Below are 14664 nucleotides of genomic sequence, written 5' to 3'. Positions count from 1 at the left end.
ACGCCACTTTTATCATTACAAATGTATGCCGCCGCACCCCGCATACATTGAGCATTCATGTAAGGTCAGTCCCTGAACGCCAGTAATCCGCCGCAAAGACAAGATATATCTTAGTTTGCGAAATAACATTAAGCCAAAAAATATATCTTTTATTAAAGATATATCTGAGTGCTATCTATATGCAGAACGGAGACAGCATATGAACGCCCTTTATTCTCATTCCGACGCGTCCTCCAAACGCGAACACGACGGTTTCGAACGACGCCCGACAGGCTCGCGTGGCAGTCGGGCTCCCCGGGTCTTCGCCGCCGGTGATTTGAAGGTGTTATTGCTGGCGCTGATCGCCGAACAGCCGTGCCACGGCTACGACCTGATCCGCCGGATCGAGCACATGTTCGACGGCGCCTATAGCCCCAGCCCCGGCGTGATCTACCCGACCCTGACCTTCCTGGAAATGAACGCCATGATCATCTGCGGCGTCGACGATGGAAAAAAATGCTACAGCGTGACCGATGCCGGACGTCTATCCCTAGAGGACCAGGCCGAAGCGCTGAATGAGGTGCGTGCGCGCATCGAAATCAGCAAACGCACGTTGCGCGGCCATGACCGTCCAGCGGAAATCCATGAAGCGGTGTATAACCTGCGCCATGCCCTGCAAAAGCATCATGGCCGCTGGAGCCCGGAAGAAATCCGGCGGGTGCGCGACCTGCTCGACGCCACCGCCAAAGCCATCGTCGACGGCCCCGACCGTCCACCTGTCTCGGAGTCAAGCCAATGACCGAAGTCGATCCAAACACCATTCACCGTGTCAGCCACGAGATCAAACGCCGTCGCCTGCAAGTGTTGCGGGTGGAAGACCTGACCCCACGCATGCGCCGCATCACCGTCGGCGGGCCGGAACTGGCCGGGTTCGCCAGCCTGGGTACGGACGATCATGTGAAATTGCTGTTCCCGCAGAACGCCGAGGAACACGCCGCCCTGGAAAACTTCAGCCCCAGCGCTGGTAAGACCCAGGGCGCGATGCCCCCGATGCGCGACTACACCCCGCGCCGCTATGACCTGGACACCCTGGAGATGGACATCGATTTCGTGCTCCACGGCGACGGCCCGGCCTCGACCTGGGCGGCCCAGGCGGCGCCCGGGCAATACCTCAACATCGCCGGGCCCCGGGGCTCGATGATCGTGCCGGACATCTTCGACAGCTACCTGCTGATCGGCGACGAAACCGCCCTGCCCGCCATCGCCCGCCGCCTCGAAGGGCTGGCGCCCAACCGGCGTGCGCTGGTGGTGGTGGAGGTGGAAAACGGCGCCGAGCAGCAAGTGCTCCAAAGCCCGGCGCAGGTGCACGTGATCTGGGTGCTGCGCGAGGGGCGCCAGGACAACCTGCTGCGCACCGTGCAACAGCTGGACATGCCCGGCGGCAAGCTGTACGTCTGGGTCGCGACCGAGAGCAAGGTGTCGCGGCAGATTCGCAAGGTGTTGCTGGAGGAGAAAGGGTTGGACCAGGATTTTGTGAAGGCGGTGGGGTATTGGAAACTGGATGGTAGTGACGAAGATTGAGGGACGGGCGGTGCTGAAGTACCCTTCACTCACTGACTGAGCACAGCCTTTGTGGCGAGGGAGCTTGCTCCCGCTGGGCTGCGCAGCAGCCCCCCAAAAAACAGTCACCTCGATCTATCTGATCCACCGAGTTGTCAGGTTTTGGGTCTGCTTCGCAGCCCAGCGGGAGCAAGCTCCCTCGCCACAAGGGGCTTCGTTGCCCTTGAGGGTTTCACCGACATTCCATCCCCACCAGGTACCCCGCCCCATGCTTTTCCTGCTCGCCTACATCAGCAGCGTCGTGCTGATCAACTTCGCGTTTTCCGCCGCGCCGCACCTGGACATCATCTGGTCGGCCTGGGGCGGGCTGGTGTTTATCCTGCGGGACATGGTGCAGACCCGTTTCGGCCATGGCGCCATCGTGGCGATGCTGGCGGCGCTGGTGTTGTCCTATGTCACCTCGGATCCGACCATCGCCCTGGCCAGCGCCACGGCGTTCGCGGTGTCCGAATGCATCGACTGGCTGGTGTTCACGATCACCAAGCGCCCGCTCCATGACCGGTTGTGGATCAGTTCAGCCCTGAGCATTCCCCTGGATACATTCATTTTCTTCGGCCTGATCGATGCCCTGACGCCCGCCGTGGTGATCACCGCCCTGCTCTCGAAATTCGCCGGGGTCACCGCCGTCTGGCTGATCATGGCCTGGCGTCTGCGCAAACAGGCCGTCGCCGGCTGACGCGGTTCATGTAAAATGCCGCGCTTTCTCCCCACGGGAAGCTCGCCCGGCGCGCGCCCCGATGATCCGCTCCTGTTTGAGGACCTTCAGATGACCCGTATCGGAACCCCATTGTCGCCCACCGCGACCCGCGTTTTGTTGTGTGGCAGCGGCGAGCTGGGCAAGGAAGTGGTAATCGAACTGCAGCGCCTGGGCGTTGAAGTGATTGCCGTGGATCGCTACGCCAACGCGCCGGCCATGCAAGTGGCCCACCGCAGCCATGTGATCAACATGCTCGACGGCGCGGCCCTGCGTGCGGTGATCGAGGCCGAGAAACCGCATTTCATCGTGCCGGAAATCGAAGCCATCGCCACCGCCACCCTGGTGGAGCTGGAAGCCGAAGGTTTCACCGTGATCCCAACGGCTCGCGCCGCGCAGTTGACCATGAACCGTGAAGGCATCCGTCGCCTGGCCGCCGAAGAGCTGGGCCTGCCCACATCGCCGTATTTTTTCGCCGACACCGTGGAGGACTACCGCAAGGCCGTCGAGACCCTGGGTTTCCCGTGCGTGGTCAAGCCGGTGATGAGTTCCTCGGGCAAGGGCCAGAGCCTGCTGCGCAGTACCGATGACGTGCAAAAAGCCTGGGACTACGCCCAGGAAGGCGGCCGTGCTGGCAAGGGCCGGGTGATCATCGAAGGTTTCATCGATTTCGACTACGAAATCACCTTGCTCACCGTGCGTCACGTCGGCGGTACCACGTTCTGCGCACCGGTCGGCCACCGTCAGGAAAAAGGCGACTATCAGGAATCCTGGCAGCCCCAGGCCATGAGCCCGGTGGCCCTGGCCGAATCCGAGCGCGTCGCCAAGGCAGTGACCGAAGCCCTGGGTGGTCGCGGCCTGTTTGGCGTCGAGCTGTTCATCAAGGGTGACCAGGTGTGGTTCAGCGAAGTCTCGCCGCGCCCGCACGATACCGGCCTGGTGACGCTGATCTCCCAGGACCTGTCGCAGTTCGCCCTGCACGCCCGCGCGATCCTCGGCTTGCCGATTCCGTTGATCCGCCAGTTCGGCCCTTCGGCCTCGGCGGTGATCCTGGTGGAAGGCCAGTCGACCCAGACCGCGTTTGCCAACCTCGGCGTGGCCCTGAGCGAACCGGACACCGCCCTGCGCTTGTTCGGCAAGCCGGAAGTCAACGGCCAGCGCCGCCTGGGCGTCGCCCTGGCCCGCGATGAATCCATCGAAGCCGCCCGCGCCAAGGCGACCCGGGCTTCCCAGGCGGTCAAGATCGAGCTGTAAAACAGGCTGAGCACAACCCCAAGGCTGAGCACGATCCCAAGGCTGAGCACGATCCCCTGTGGCGAGGGAGCTTGCTCCCGCTGGATGCGTCAGCATCCCCTGCAGTGTGATGGCTGGCAAAGCAGGGGGCCGCTTCGCAGCCCAGCGGGAGCAAGCTCCCTCGCCACAAAAGCTAAAAAGCTAAAAAGTTCAGAAGCTCAAAAGTTCGGAAGCTCGGAGGCCTGCGTTCGCAGAGACTCCGCGCTGCTAAAAAAAGGCGACACCCGCAAGGGTGTCGCCTTTTTCATGGGCGCCGGTTGGGCTTAATCCGGCAGCTTGTAGGCAATCACATAATCACCCTGCTTGGTGCCCAGGGAACCATGACCACCCGCGACGACCAGCACGTATTGCTTGCCGTCCTTGCCGGTGTAGGTCATCGGCGTGGTCTGGGCGCCGGCGGGCAGGCGGCCTTCCCACAGCTGCTTGCCGTTCTTCACGTCGTAGGCACGCAGGTACTGGTCCAGCGTGCCGCTGAGGAACGCCAGGCCGCTGGCGGTGGTGAACGTGCCACCCAGGCTCGGGACGCCCATGCTCAGCGGGATCGGAACCGGCGAGCTGTCGCGCACGGTGCCGTTCTTGTGCTTCCACAGGGTCTTGTTGTTGGTCAGGTCCACGGCCGCGACATAACCCCACGCGGGCGCCTGGCACGGCAGGCCCATGGGCGAGAGCAGCGCTTCGAGGATCACGCCATAGGGCGCGCCCTTGTTCGGCTGCACGCCTTCGGTTTCGCTCTTGCGACCCGGGCCACCGGCCACTTCCGCCGCCGGCACCAGTTTCGACTTGAACGCCATGTAGCTCGGGTTGACGAACGCGATCTGGCGCACCGGGTCGACCGAAATGCCGCCCCAGTCGAACACGCCGAAGTTACCCGGATAGACGATCGAGCCTTGCAGCGACGGCGGCGTGAACATGCCGTCGTAACGCAAGGACTTGAAGTCGATCCGGCACAGCATCTGGTCGAACGGGGTCACGCCCCACATGTCGCGTTCCTGAAGGACCGGCGGCACGAAGTTCAGGTCGGACATCGGCTGGGTCGGCGAGGTGAAGTCGCCTTCCACCGCGCCTTGCGGCACCGGGATCTCCTTGATCGGCACGATCGGCTGGCCGTTGCTGCGGTCCAGCACGTAAATGCTGCCCTGCTTGGTCGATGCCAGGACGGCCGGTTTCACGCCATCGGCGGTCTTCAGGTCCATCAGGGTCGGTTGACCGCCGACGTCCATGTCCCACAGGTCGTGGTGGGTGAACTGGAAGTACCAGCGCACCTTGCCGGTGGCGATGTCCAGGGCGGTCAGGCCGGCGGCGTATTTTTCCGATTCCGGTGTGCGGAATCCACCGAACTGGTCGGGGGTCTGGTTGCCCATCGGCAGGTAGAGCATGCCGAGTTTTTCGTCGACGCTGAACATGGACCACATGTTCGGCGAGTTGCGGGTGTAGGTCTTGCCTTCGGCAATCGGCGTGGTGTCGTCGGGGTTGCCGCTGTCCCAGTTCCACACCAGCTTGCCGGTGTGCACGTCGTAGGCACGGATGACACCGCTTGGCTCGTCGGTGGAAACGTTATCGGTGACGTGACCGCCGATCACCACCAGGTTTTGGGTGACCGCCGGTGGCGAAGTGGAGTAGTAACCACCGGCCGTGAAACCGCCGATATTGGCGGTCAGGTCGACCTGGCCCTTGTCGCCGAAGTCTTCGCACATCTTGCCGGTGTCGGCATTGAGGGCGATCAGGCGGGTGTCGGCGGTCGGCAGGAAGATCCGTCGTGGGCACACGGTGCTGGCCGGCGTGGTGCTGGCGGCGCCGGTCGGGCTCTGCTCGGCGGAGGCGTAAACGGCGTCATCGTGGTAGGTCACGCCACGGCAGGTCATGTGGGCCCAACCCTTGAAGTTTTCCGCTTTTTGCGTGGAAAGCTTCGGATCGAAACGCCAGATTTCCTTGCCGGTCTCAGGCTCCAGGGCAATCACCTGGCTGTGAGGCGTGCACACGTAGAGCATGCCGTTGACCTTCAACGGGGTGTTTTCGGCGGTGGTTTCACCCGGGTCGTTCGGCCCTGGCAGGTCGCCGGTGCGATAAGACCAGGCTTCCTTCAACTTACTGACGTTCTCTGGGGTGATCTGCGCCAGCGGCGAATAGCGGTCGCCATGGGCACTGCGCCCGTAGGAGTTCCAGTCGCCGTCCGGCATGGCCGGTGCGGTGTTGGCCATGCCCGGCACGCTGTCGCGGTCCAGTTGGCCCTTGATCTCACCCGGGTTAGTGAACTGGCTGGCGAGCGCGGCGATACCGGCGATGACCACGGCGGCACCCAATGCGCGAGTGCCCATGGCCGAGGCATCGGCGGTCAACAGCGGGCGACGGAACCACGGCAGCAACATGACGATGCCCAAGGCAAACAGCATCGCCAGGCGCGGCACCAGTTGCCACCAATCCAGGCCCACTTCCCAGAGTGCCCACACGGTGCTGGCGAACAGCACCAGCGCGTACAAGCCCAAGGCCGCGCGACGGGCCATGATCAGCAGCACGCCGGTCAGCGCCAGGCCGATACCGGCCAGCAGGTAATACAGCGAGCCGCCGAGCGTGCTCAGCTTGATTCCTCCGGCCAGCAGGGCCAGGCCCATCAATAGAAGCAGAACGCCGAGCAAGCTCGGGAGCAGACGGCTTCGACTCAAAGCACCCTCAGTGCTCATAGTGTGATTCTCCGTGTCGTTTTGAGGAGTCCCGCGCAAGTAGTCACTTTAGATGACGATCTTGAGGGGCCATGGTTCAGTTGAAAAAAGGCAAATTCGGTTGCCGCGATCCCTTGTGGGAGCGGGCTTGCTCGCGAAAGCGGCGGATCAGTCAGCTCGGCGTTGAATGTAAAATGGCCTTCGCGAGCAAGCCCGCTCCCACAGGAATCAGTCTGAGATAGCGCTGTCTTTATAAAGTCAGAACATCGGGCATTTTTGATAATTCGATAGGAGTGAGCTGTACGCAGAGGCTCTGGCACACCAGAAGAAGCGTTTCAGCAGGCGGCGCAAGGATAATGTCCAGTTACAAATAGAGAAAGCGCTTTTATTGACATGAATCATTTCGGATTCAGTAACAGTGCGCCTGGCCCAGGAGGCCACGACGAAGGCTATGCTTCCACCACAAGGGCACCTCGGCTAAGGTGCGCGGCTTTACCCTTTTTCGCGCGAAGGCCTCCAATGACCGAACCCAACAACAACCCGCTGCACGGCGTGACGCTGGAACAGATCCTCAACGCCCTCGTGCAGCATTACGAATGGTCCGGCCTGGCTGAGCGCATCGATATCCGCTGCTTCAAGAGCGACCCGAGCATCAAGTCGAGCCTGACCTTCCTGCGCAAGACGCCTTGGGCGCGGGAGAAAGTCGAGCGCCTGTACATCAAGTTGATGCGCACCAAACGGCCGGTCTGAATAGCCGTGGGGCTTGTGAAAGGTCCTCACCTCACCCTGCGACAGCGCTTCGTGTCGGTGGCGGCGCTGCTGGCCTGGGCGGGGTTAAGCATCCAGCTGTATCTGATTCTGCTGGGCCGCTGGGAACTGGGCGCGAGCCTGCTGGGCGGGTTGGTGAGTTTCTTCAGCTTCTTTACGGTGCTGACCAACCTGTTGGTGGCGGTGGTGCTGACCTGGGAGCTGACCCCGCGCCCCTCCCCGGCCCGACGCTGGTTCCTCAGGCCCAGTGTACGCAGCGGCATCGCCGTGAGCATCGCCCTGGTCAGCCTGGCCTACAACCTGCTGCTGCGCCATCTCTGGCAACCCGAGGGCTGGCAGTTCGTGGCCGATGAATTACTGCATGACGTGGTGCCGTTGCTGTACATCGCCTATTGGTGGCGGTGCGTGCCCAAAGGCAGCTTGCGATTGGGCCACGTTGGGTTGTGGATGATCTACCCCTTGGTCTATTTCGCCTATGCCCTGCTGCGCGGGGATTTGCTGGCGGCCTACCCCTACCCTTTCATCGACGTGGCGAGCCTGGGTTATCCACAAGTGTTCATCAATGCCGGGGGGATATTGGCGGGGTTTGTCGGGATTGCGCTGGGGGTGGTGGGGGTGGATCGGTGGGTTGGACGACGATCGATTAAAGCCTTGTGAGATGCCCTTGTGGCGAGGGAGCTTGCTCCCGCTGGGCTGCGCAGCAGCCCCTCTTAAACAGACACCGTATTTTCCTGATACACCCGGGCGCCTGATTTTGGGGCTGCTTCGCAGCCCAGCGGGAGCAAGCTCCCTCGCCACAGTGGAGCGTGTTCATAATCACCGTCGTGCCGGCAACATCCACACCAACCCACTGGCCTTGGCCCGTTCATGACACAACGCCAAAACCGCGCGTCGCTCCTCGTTGTCCATCCGGCTCCAACGGGTAATCTCGGCCACGGTGCGCTGGCAGCCGGTGCAGATGTCGTCATCGTCCAGCGCGCAGATATTCACGCAGGGCGACGGCAACGGGCGTTCAGCGGCGCTCATGGTTCCTGCTCGACCAGATCGCGGGCGTAGCGCTGGGCGTTGTGCACATAGTGCGCCGCGCTGGCCACGAGCATGTTCTTCTGGGCCTCGGTCAATTCACGCACCACCTTGCCCGGAGAGCCCATCACCAACGAGCCGTCGGGAATCTCCTTGTTCTCGCCGATCAGCGCGTTGGCGCCGATGATGCAGTGCTTGCCGATCTTCGCGCCGTTGAGGATCACCGCGTTGATGCCGATAAGGCTGTAGTCGCCTACCGTACAGCCATGGAGCATGGCGTTGTGGCCAATGGTCACGCCGGTGCCGATGGTCAGTGGATAGCCCATGTCAGTGTGCATCACGGTGCCGTCCTGCACGTTGCTATCCTTGCCGATCAGGATCAGTTCGTTGTCACCGCGCAGCACGGCGTTGAACCAGACACTGGCGCCCTCTTCGAGGCGGACCTTGCCCACCAGCGTGGCGTTGGGCGCGACCCAGCTCTGTGGGTGGGTTTCGACACGGGCATCGCCCAGGCGGTATTTCATGGGAATCCTCGGGGCATCAGGTGTTGATGAAAGTCTTCGGCGGGGTGTGCAGGTCGATTTCGGCGTCGTACAGCAGGTTGACCAACTCGACGATCATGATCGCTGTCAGCCCCCAGATCTTGTAACCCTCGAAACGATAGCTGGGCACGTACCAGCTACGGCCCTGGTAGTCGATGCGGTGGGTATGCTCGCGCGGGTCCTTGCGGAAAAACTCCAGCGGCACGCTGAACACTGCGGCGATCTCGGCGTCGTTGGCTTGGTATTCGACGTAATCCGGGATCACGCCGACGTAAGGCGTGACCTTGATTCCGTGCAACGAAATCAGTGGACTGAGGGGACCGATCACCTCCACCAGGCCGGGGGGCAGGCCAATTTCCTCTTCCGCTTCACGCAAGGCGGTGAAAATCAGGTCGGGGTCTTCCGGGTCTCGACGTCCGCCGGGGAACGCCACTTCGCCGCCGTGGGTCGACAGACCGCTGGCGCGCAGGGTCAGTACCAGCTCCGGTTCATCACTGCGAGTGATCGGCACCAGCACCGCCGCTTCAGGGAAACGCCGATCGGTCTCCAGATCGCGCGGCGTGTGGTTGGTTACTCGATGCAGTAGCTCGTCCAGCATGAGACTTCTCGATTTATTCGCTGCCTAGCATCATGCACCAATCACGCAAGCGGCCCAAGCCCCGGACCGCGTCATGTCGCGAAACGACAACTTGCCGATACCGCCCCGTACACGCCAAGATAGGCGCAGCCTCCAGGAATCCAAGCATGAAATTCTGCAGCCAGTGCGGTAACCCGGTGACCCAGCGCATACCCGAGGGCGACTCGCGACTGCGCTTTGTCTGTGACACTTGCCATACCATCCATTATCAGAACCCCAATATCGTTGCCGGATGTGTACCGACTTGGGGCAGCAAGGTCCTGTTGTGCCGACGCGCCATCGAGCCACGGCGCGGTTATTGGACACTGCCGGCGGGCTTCATGGAGAACGGCGAAACTGTCGAGCAGGCCGCGGTGCGCGAAACCGCCGAGGAAGCCTGCGCCCGGGTGCGTAACCTGAGCATCTATACGCTGATCGACGTACCGCACATCAGCCAGGTGCATGTATTCTTCCGCGCCGAGTTGATGGACCTGGACTTCGCTGCCGGGCCCGAAAGCCTGGAAGTGAAGCTGTTTGAAGAAGCCGACATTCCCTGGGACGAGCTGGCTTTCCGTACAGTGGGCCGTACCCTAGAATACTTCTACGCTGATCGGCGAGCCGAAGATTACCCGGTGCGATCCGAGTCGATACCGCCGCTGGCCCAGCCTGCCAATACTTGAAAATCCAATATAGCCGCGACACCTCTAGGGATATCGTTTCAATGCGCTGGTTGCTTGTCCTGTTCTGCTTGTCATTCACCGCTGTGTCCCAAGCCGCCGCCGTGGGAACCTATAACGGCAAGGTCATTGAAAAAGTCCTGGTGCTGAAGTCCGCCCATCAATTGCAACTGATCAACGACGGCAAGCCGCTCAAGACCTATCGCATTTCCCTGGGCAAGGGCGCCAAGAAAGGCCCCAAGCTGATCGAAGGCGACAAGCGCACCCCCGAAGGTTTTTACTGGATCGACTGGCGCAAGGTCAGCGACAAGTTCTACCTGTCGATGCACATCTCCTACCCCAACATCAGCGACGCCGCCCGCGCCCGCCGTGAAGGCGTGGAGCCGGGGGGCATGATCATGATCCACGGCACACCGGATTCGGAAGACAATCCTGAGCAGTTGTTCCATACGCTGGACTGGACCGATGGCTGCATCGCCATGCGCAACGTGGACATGCGCGAGGTGTGGAACCTGGTACCGGATGGGACGATGATCGAGATTCGGCCGTAGCACCCTATTTTTTGCGGCGAGGGGCTCCTGTGGATAAGGGTTCCTGTGGCGAGGGAGCTTGCTCCCGCTGGGTTGCGCAGCAACCCTAAAACCAGGCAATTCGGTGCCTCAGGCAAATTGAGTTGCCTGCTTTGGGGCCGCTTCGCAGCCCAGCGGGAGCAAGCTCCCTCGCCACAGGGAACTGTGTCGACCAGCCTTTTTGTTACAAGTCCACGCACCGCAACGCCAACCCCTCCCCCCGCCTTGATCTACCCTCATAACTGATGCGGTGGCTCGGCTCGCTCGGCCCCGCAGAATCCAAAAGTGAGACGTGTCACGTCGAAGCATAGGCTGTCATGACGTATGTGATTCGACAGGGCTTCACCCGTTCCTGATAAGGCATCGAATCATGACAATCAATAACAGTTTCATACAGGCCACAGCTGTCGCGGCGGTGGTGTTTGCAGGTATGTGGCAACCGGGCGCCGACGCGTGGGGAGCCGATGGAAAAGAGGAGCCATGGTATACCGCCTGGCTTCAGGTCACAGCGGATACAGACGTGTCGATCCGCGATACCAAGCCATCTTTGCATTGGCGCACCGATATGGACACGCTTTATCGAGGGGACACCACGGGTCAGGGACTCGACGCCTTCCAGAACGGGATCTTACCCAAAGCCGTAGGCTTTCCAGTACCCGAATGGATGTATGACTGGTGGAGCCACGGTGCTGGGGCAGCGAAATCGGTCTACAGCAGCACAACCCGCGATCAGGATCTCGCCCAGCGCTTCGCCAAGGAATGGGTCTATGAGATCAAAGCCCCTCATGGTATTGACCAGGATGCATCTGGGGGAGCTGTCAGCGAGCAGGAGATCAGCTTTCCGGGGGGAGTCAAGCGCGAGTTCGTCAGGCAAGCATGCAAGAAAGACAACCTTGCCGATTGTGAGCCCAACCCGAACTACCGCGAACCGACGGGCCATGAAAGCCCATTGGAGGTCGCGGCGGTGAGCATCGATTGGAGCCGGATCACGCCCCCGGAAGGTCTGGCATGGGTAACGAGTAAGCAATCGTTCTGGGCAGTCGGCTCTCCACTAATCAACTCTGTACAGGGGGCGGCTGCACTTGCCCAAGGGCTACGGGCCTGGAACTCGCAGGTACCGAACTTGAGATTGGCGAGTGATCCAGAGTCGCGCGCTTTTACCAACTCGGCCGTTGTGGCGTTTCGCGACTATACCGATGCCAAGATCTGGGCCATCGCCCAAGCGCAAAACGGCGGCTGGGTATATGAAGTCAGACCTAACAGCGTGGCCGTGGATCTATCAGGGCGTAACACCGGCGCAAGTGAAGGTGCCTTCGCATTCATCGGCGGTATCAAGGGAGGCCTGTTGATGAATGCACGTCGTTTTGAGAAAGGCGTGAGCGAACCGGTCGAATGCATTGGCATAGAAAAAGAGGTTTGCCGCCTCGAAAACCGTCATCAGTAGTTTTCCAATCCATGCCAGCCGCGCATGCTGTTACTCAAGGCTTGTGTGAATCACTGTGGCGAGGGAGTTTGCTCCCTCGCCACAGGGTTTGGTGTCGATTGGCCTATTTGTCAACGACACGAAACCACTGTGGGAGCTTGCTCCGGGCGGCGATCCGACGATGAGGCCGGCACTTATCGCATCAAGTCCGAAGCTCAACCCGGTCCAAGGCCTTGTTCGCCAGCAATGTCCCCAGCTCGATCATCTGCGCCACGCCCAACGCGACATGTCGACGCGAACCGTCCAAGTCAAACAGGAGGTCGCTAAGCACCGCATTGGCCGAGGCCAGGGTCTCGTTGAGGTTGGCTAGCAGGGTTTCGGTGTCAACGTTGTCCGATACGGTGAACAACTGCACTGAGGGTTTGGGTTCTGGTTCGCTGTTGTCGGGCTTGAGGTAATGGTCCATCGCGCGGTCGGCAGCTTCTTTCAGCTTTTCGGGGGCGTAGTCGCCGTAGGGGAAGGTGGAGGCGGGTTTGGGAGGGTTGGGGGTTTCTTTGATCATATGCAGCTCCTTGTATCAATGGGAGCTACCGTCCTTCTGCGGTCAAACAAAAAGGGGCAGCTGTACGCGGGTTGACCGACCGGAAACAAGGCATTCCGGCACGTCCGAAGACGTCCCACGCACAGCCACCGGCGACACGATACCTCAGACGAACGAAAAACGCCTGAAATAGGTCTTGGAAAGGCTGGCGCGCCTTGTAGGTTCGGACGGTCAAATCCGGTCGCTGAATTGGCAGCGACACCCAGAGACTAGAGCCCTCGCTTCCGAGGGACAACCCTAAAAACATGTCGGAAACTTCGGTGCGTCTGACAGACCAAGAGAGGATGAATCACACAACAAAAAACCGGCCTGAGCCGGTTTTCGTTGGTGACATCTGTATTCACCCAAAAGCTGCGCGCTGCTCAGCCTCATAATGCCGAGTCTGAAAGGGCAAGAGGGTTTGCACCTTCAAGCCAAGCCCCTCATTCAGCCCCCAAGAGAGAGCGAGTTCATCACGGCGCTTGCGAAGCGCAACAGCTGTTTGCGAGGTTACTGCTTGCTTGGGTGTCGAGCGTAAAAACAGCTCAAGGGCTTTGAAGACTTCCAATGCACGACTGTCCGTGACGCAGGAAAATCGGGTGAATCGTTCGAGCAAATACCCTGCACGACGCAACTCGACCTCATCAGTGTGTTGGCTCAAAAAAGCTTGGGCTGCGCTGATCAAGTCTAAATTGGAATACCAGACAGCCTTGGCTGCCCGCACGAGTGCGACCTCATCTGCGTGGTCCAATGGAGTTTTGACCAATGTGTCCAGAGCGGCTGACAGGACGTGGCCATTAGCAGGCTTCGCCATCTGGATTCTCCAAATAATTTTGCAAGATATGGCTAAGAGCTGAGGTTGGAGGCTCTTTGTTGCCAACATATACATCAATCGCCTGTAATGCCAGCCGACGCAGCTCGGCGGTCAATATGAAGCCGGCCCTCATAAGTGCCATGATGTCCCCAATATCTTGATCTGTTGCCCTGCCTAGCTTTGAAATTGCTATATCGACAGGCGCAGCAATATGCACGTGCAGAGGAGACTCAACCGAAAACTGTTCAAGGGGAAGGCTTCGAGCCCAATAATCTTCGTGAATCGGACCAAAGCTGGTGTTGTACTGGAGGTCGTAGTTTAGCTCCATCAATCGGCCGGACGCCTCGTCAACAAACTGCTCGGGCACTTCCGCCAGCAACATTCGGAGATGAAAACCTTCCGGAAGACTGGCCTCATAAATCTCGGCGTCAACGTCCGTGGATACCCGATGATTTGTATAAAGGTGCACTGCGCACCCACCAAAAACGATGACTTTGACCGCCCCAGGCGCTGCATTCTCAAACGTCAGCTCCGCTTCTACAGACTTGAACATTGAAACCAAAGCCTGTCCCAACGCGCTTTTTGTATTGAGGCGGGGGGTGATCATATCCGGCAGTTCCATGCTTGAACCTCAAAGGCTAATGTTGCTCCTTGAAACTTGGATCTGACTCTTGGTCGTCCTAAAGACTGGTAAGCGATCCCTGCGCCAGGAGATTTGGGCCTAGAAAGCTAGAGTCCCCGCTTCCGAGGGACAACCTTAAAAACATGTCGGAAACTTCGGGGCGTCTGACAGGCCATCCATTTGATCAGGGATGTTTCGCACAAATTTGCGGATAGTTTTTTTTGAATTGAGTTGGGGTACATATCCATTGCTGCGGTAAGGGCGACTTAGGGTTCCGCCCAACGGCGGCTCACTTTTGAAAAGCCCGGAAGCCGGCCCAGTCAAAAGTAAGCAAAACGCTTTTGCCCCACCACTCGGTGCCTCGCTTAGGCTCGGCATGCCCGAGGCGGCCTGATAGCCGACCTGACTCTTGATCGGACCGCGTTTCTCCTGTGGGAGCGAGCCTGCTCGCGAAGGGGCCGGCACAGCCAACATCTTCATTGACTGAGCCACCGCTATCGCGAGCAGGCTCGCTCCCACAGTGTTTACCGTGGATCAATCTGTGCCGTGATGGCTGGGAAAGCTTTTGTGGCGAGGGAGCTTGCTCCCGCTTGACCGGGCTGGCGCTCCAGTGCGTAGCGCTCATCGCTTTTTTTGGGGCCGCTGTGCGCCCCAGCGGGAGCAAGCTCCCTCGCCACAGGACCGTGCCGTTCCCAAAACCTTTGTGGATATCCAGCGTCACCGCAAACTGACCCTCCGCTTTCGCGAGCAAGCTCGCTCCCACAGGGGAAACGCGATCATCCAGAAC

The 14664-nt window shown here is 60.3% G+C and carries 16 protein-coding genes; 9 read left to right on the top strand and 7 right to left on the bottom strand.

Annotated features, from left to right (window positions below; genetic code table 11):
- The first annotated feature begins 199 nt into the window (after positions 1–199).
- The 4 genes from HU715_RS18475 (at position 200) to purT (ending at position 3547) form a co-directional block, all read left to right on the top strand.
- Positions 200–778 carry a PadR family transcriptional regulator gene (locus tag HU715_RS18475; RefSeq protein WP_186709955.1) on the top strand — a complete coding sequence of 193 codons (579 nt, stop codon included), beginning with the start codon at positions 200–202 and terminating at the stop codon, positions 776–778.
- Positions 775–1560, top strand: coding sequence for a siderophore-interacting protein (locus HU715_RS18470; RefSeq protein WP_186709957.1), 786 nt, complete (start codon positions 775–777; stop codon positions 1558–1560). The genes HU715_RS18475 and HU715_RS18470 overlap by 4 nt, the downstream gene beginning before the upstream one ends.
- Positions 1561–1807: 247 nt before the next feature.
- Positions 1808–2275, top strand: a complete 468-nt coding sequence (locus tag HU715_RS18465) for a preQ0 transporter (RefSeq protein WP_186709959.1) — start codon at positions 1808–1810, stop codon at positions 2273–2275.
- Between the two features lie 90 nt (positions 2276–2365).
- Positions 2366–3547 carry a formate-dependent phosphoribosylglycinamide formyltransferase gene (gene purT, locus HU715_RS18460; RefSeq protein WP_186709961.1) on the top strand — a complete coding sequence of 394 codons (1182 nt, stop codon included), beginning with the start codon at positions 2366–2368 and terminating at the stop codon, positions 3545–3547.
- Between the two features lie 302 nt (positions 3548–3849).
- Here the strand turns inward: purT and HU715_RS18455 are convergent, their stop codons facing one another.
- A complete protein-coding gene (locus HU715_RS18455) occupies positions 3850–6264 on the bottom strand; it encodes a glucose/quinate/shikimate family membrane-bound PQQ-dependent dehydrogenase (RefSeq protein WP_186709963.1) in 2415 nt (804 codons plus the stop codon).
- Between the two features lie 498 nt (positions 6265–6762).
- Between HU715_RS18455 and HU715_RS18450 the strand changes: the two genes are divergently transcribed.
- Together HU715_RS18450 and HU715_RS18445 are read left to right on the top strand one after the other, a co-directional pair.
- A complete protein-coding gene (locus HU715_RS18450; RefSeq protein ID WP_003205228.1) occupies positions 6763–6993 on the top strand; it encodes a VF530 family protein in 231 nt (76 codons plus the stop codon).
- Between the two features lie 15 nt (positions 6994–7008).
- Positions 7009–7668 (top strand): Pr6Pr family membrane protein, encoded by a 660-nt coding sequence (locus HU715_RS18445; protein WP_217884337.1) that lies wholly within the window; start codon positions 7009–7011, stop codon positions 7666–7668.
- Positions 7669–7827: 159 nt separating this feature from the next.
- On the opposite strand, the gene HU715_RS18440 is transcribed toward HU715_RS18445, so the two are convergent.
- From HU715_RS18440 to HU715_RS18430, 3 genes are read right to left on the bottom strand one after another with little or no spacing between them, the layout of a single operon-like run.
- Positions 7828–8037, bottom strand: a complete 210-nt coding sequence (locus HU715_RS18440; protein WP_186705192.1) for a DUF1289 domain-containing protein — start codon at positions 8035–8037, stop codon at positions 7828–7830.
- Entirely contained in the window at positions 8034–8558 is a 525-nt protein-coding gene (locus tag HU715_RS18435; protein WP_186705191.1) for a gamma carbonic anhydrase family protein, read from the bottom strand. Before HU715_RS18435 ends, HU715_RS18440 begins: the two co-directional genes overlap by 4 nt.
- 16 nt (positions 8559–8574) lie before the next feature.
- Complete coding sequence (locus HU715_RS18430; RefSeq protein ID WP_186705190.1) at positions 8575–9174, bottom strand: CoA pyrophosphatase; 600 nt, start codon at positions 9172–9174, stop codon at positions 8575–8577.
- Positions 9175–9320: 146 nt separating this feature from the next.
- Between HU715_RS18430 and HU715_RS18425 the strand changes: the two genes are divergently transcribed.
- The 3 genes from HU715_RS18425 (at position 9321) to HU715_RS18415 (ending at position 11882) form a co-directional block, all read left to right on the top strand.
- Positions 9321–9872, top strand: a complete 552-nt coding sequence (locus HU715_RS18425; RefSeq protein WP_186705189.1) for an NUDIX hydrolase — start codon at positions 9321–9323, stop codon at positions 9870–9872.
- 41 nt (positions 9873–9913) lie between these two features.
- Positions 9914–10420, top strand: coding sequence for a L,D-transpeptidase family protein (locus HU715_RS18420; protein WP_039591469.1), 507 nt, complete (start codon positions 9914–9916; stop codon positions 10418–10420).
- 388 nt (positions 10421–10808) lie between these two features.
- Positions 10809–11882, top strand: coding sequence for a scabin-related ADP-ribosyltransferase (locus HU715_RS18415; protein WP_186705188.1), 1074 nt, complete (start codon positions 10809–10811; stop codon positions 11880–11882).
- A 181-nt stretch (positions 11883–12063) separates the two neighbouring features.
- Here HU715_RS18415 and HU715_RS18410 read toward each other — a convergent pair whose 3' ends face one another.
- The 3 genes from HU715_RS18410 to HU715_RS18400 form a co-directional block, all read right to left on the bottom strand.
- A complete protein-coding gene (locus HU715_RS18410) occupies positions 12064–12423 on the bottom strand; it encodes a DUF6124 family protein (RefSeq protein WP_217884335.1) in 360 nt (119 codons plus the stop codon).
- 379 nt (positions 12424–12802) lie between these two features.
- Positions 12803–13255, bottom strand: a complete 453-nt coding sequence (locus tag HU715_RS18405; protein WP_186705186.1) for a hypothetical protein — start codon at positions 13253–13255, stop codon at positions 12803–12805.
- Positions 13239–13877, bottom strand: coding sequence for a DUF6036 family nucleotidyltransferase (locus HU715_RS18400; protein ID WP_186705185.1), 639 nt, complete (start codon positions 13875–13877; stop codon positions 13239–13241). The genes HU715_RS18405 and HU715_RS18400 overlap by 17 nt, the downstream gene beginning before the upstream one ends.
- Positions 13878–14664: the final 787 nt, after the last annotated feature.

The sequence above is a fragment of the Pseudomonas zanjanensis genome, from assembly GCF_014268745.2.
Taxonomy (GTDB): Bacteria; Pseudomonadota; Gammaproteobacteria; order Pseudomonadales; family Pseudomonadaceae; genus Aquipseudomonas; species Aquipseudomonas zanjanensis.
The sequence above is the reverse complement of the archived record's forward strand: the minus strand, read 5'-3'. Positions and strand labels throughout refer to the sequence as shown.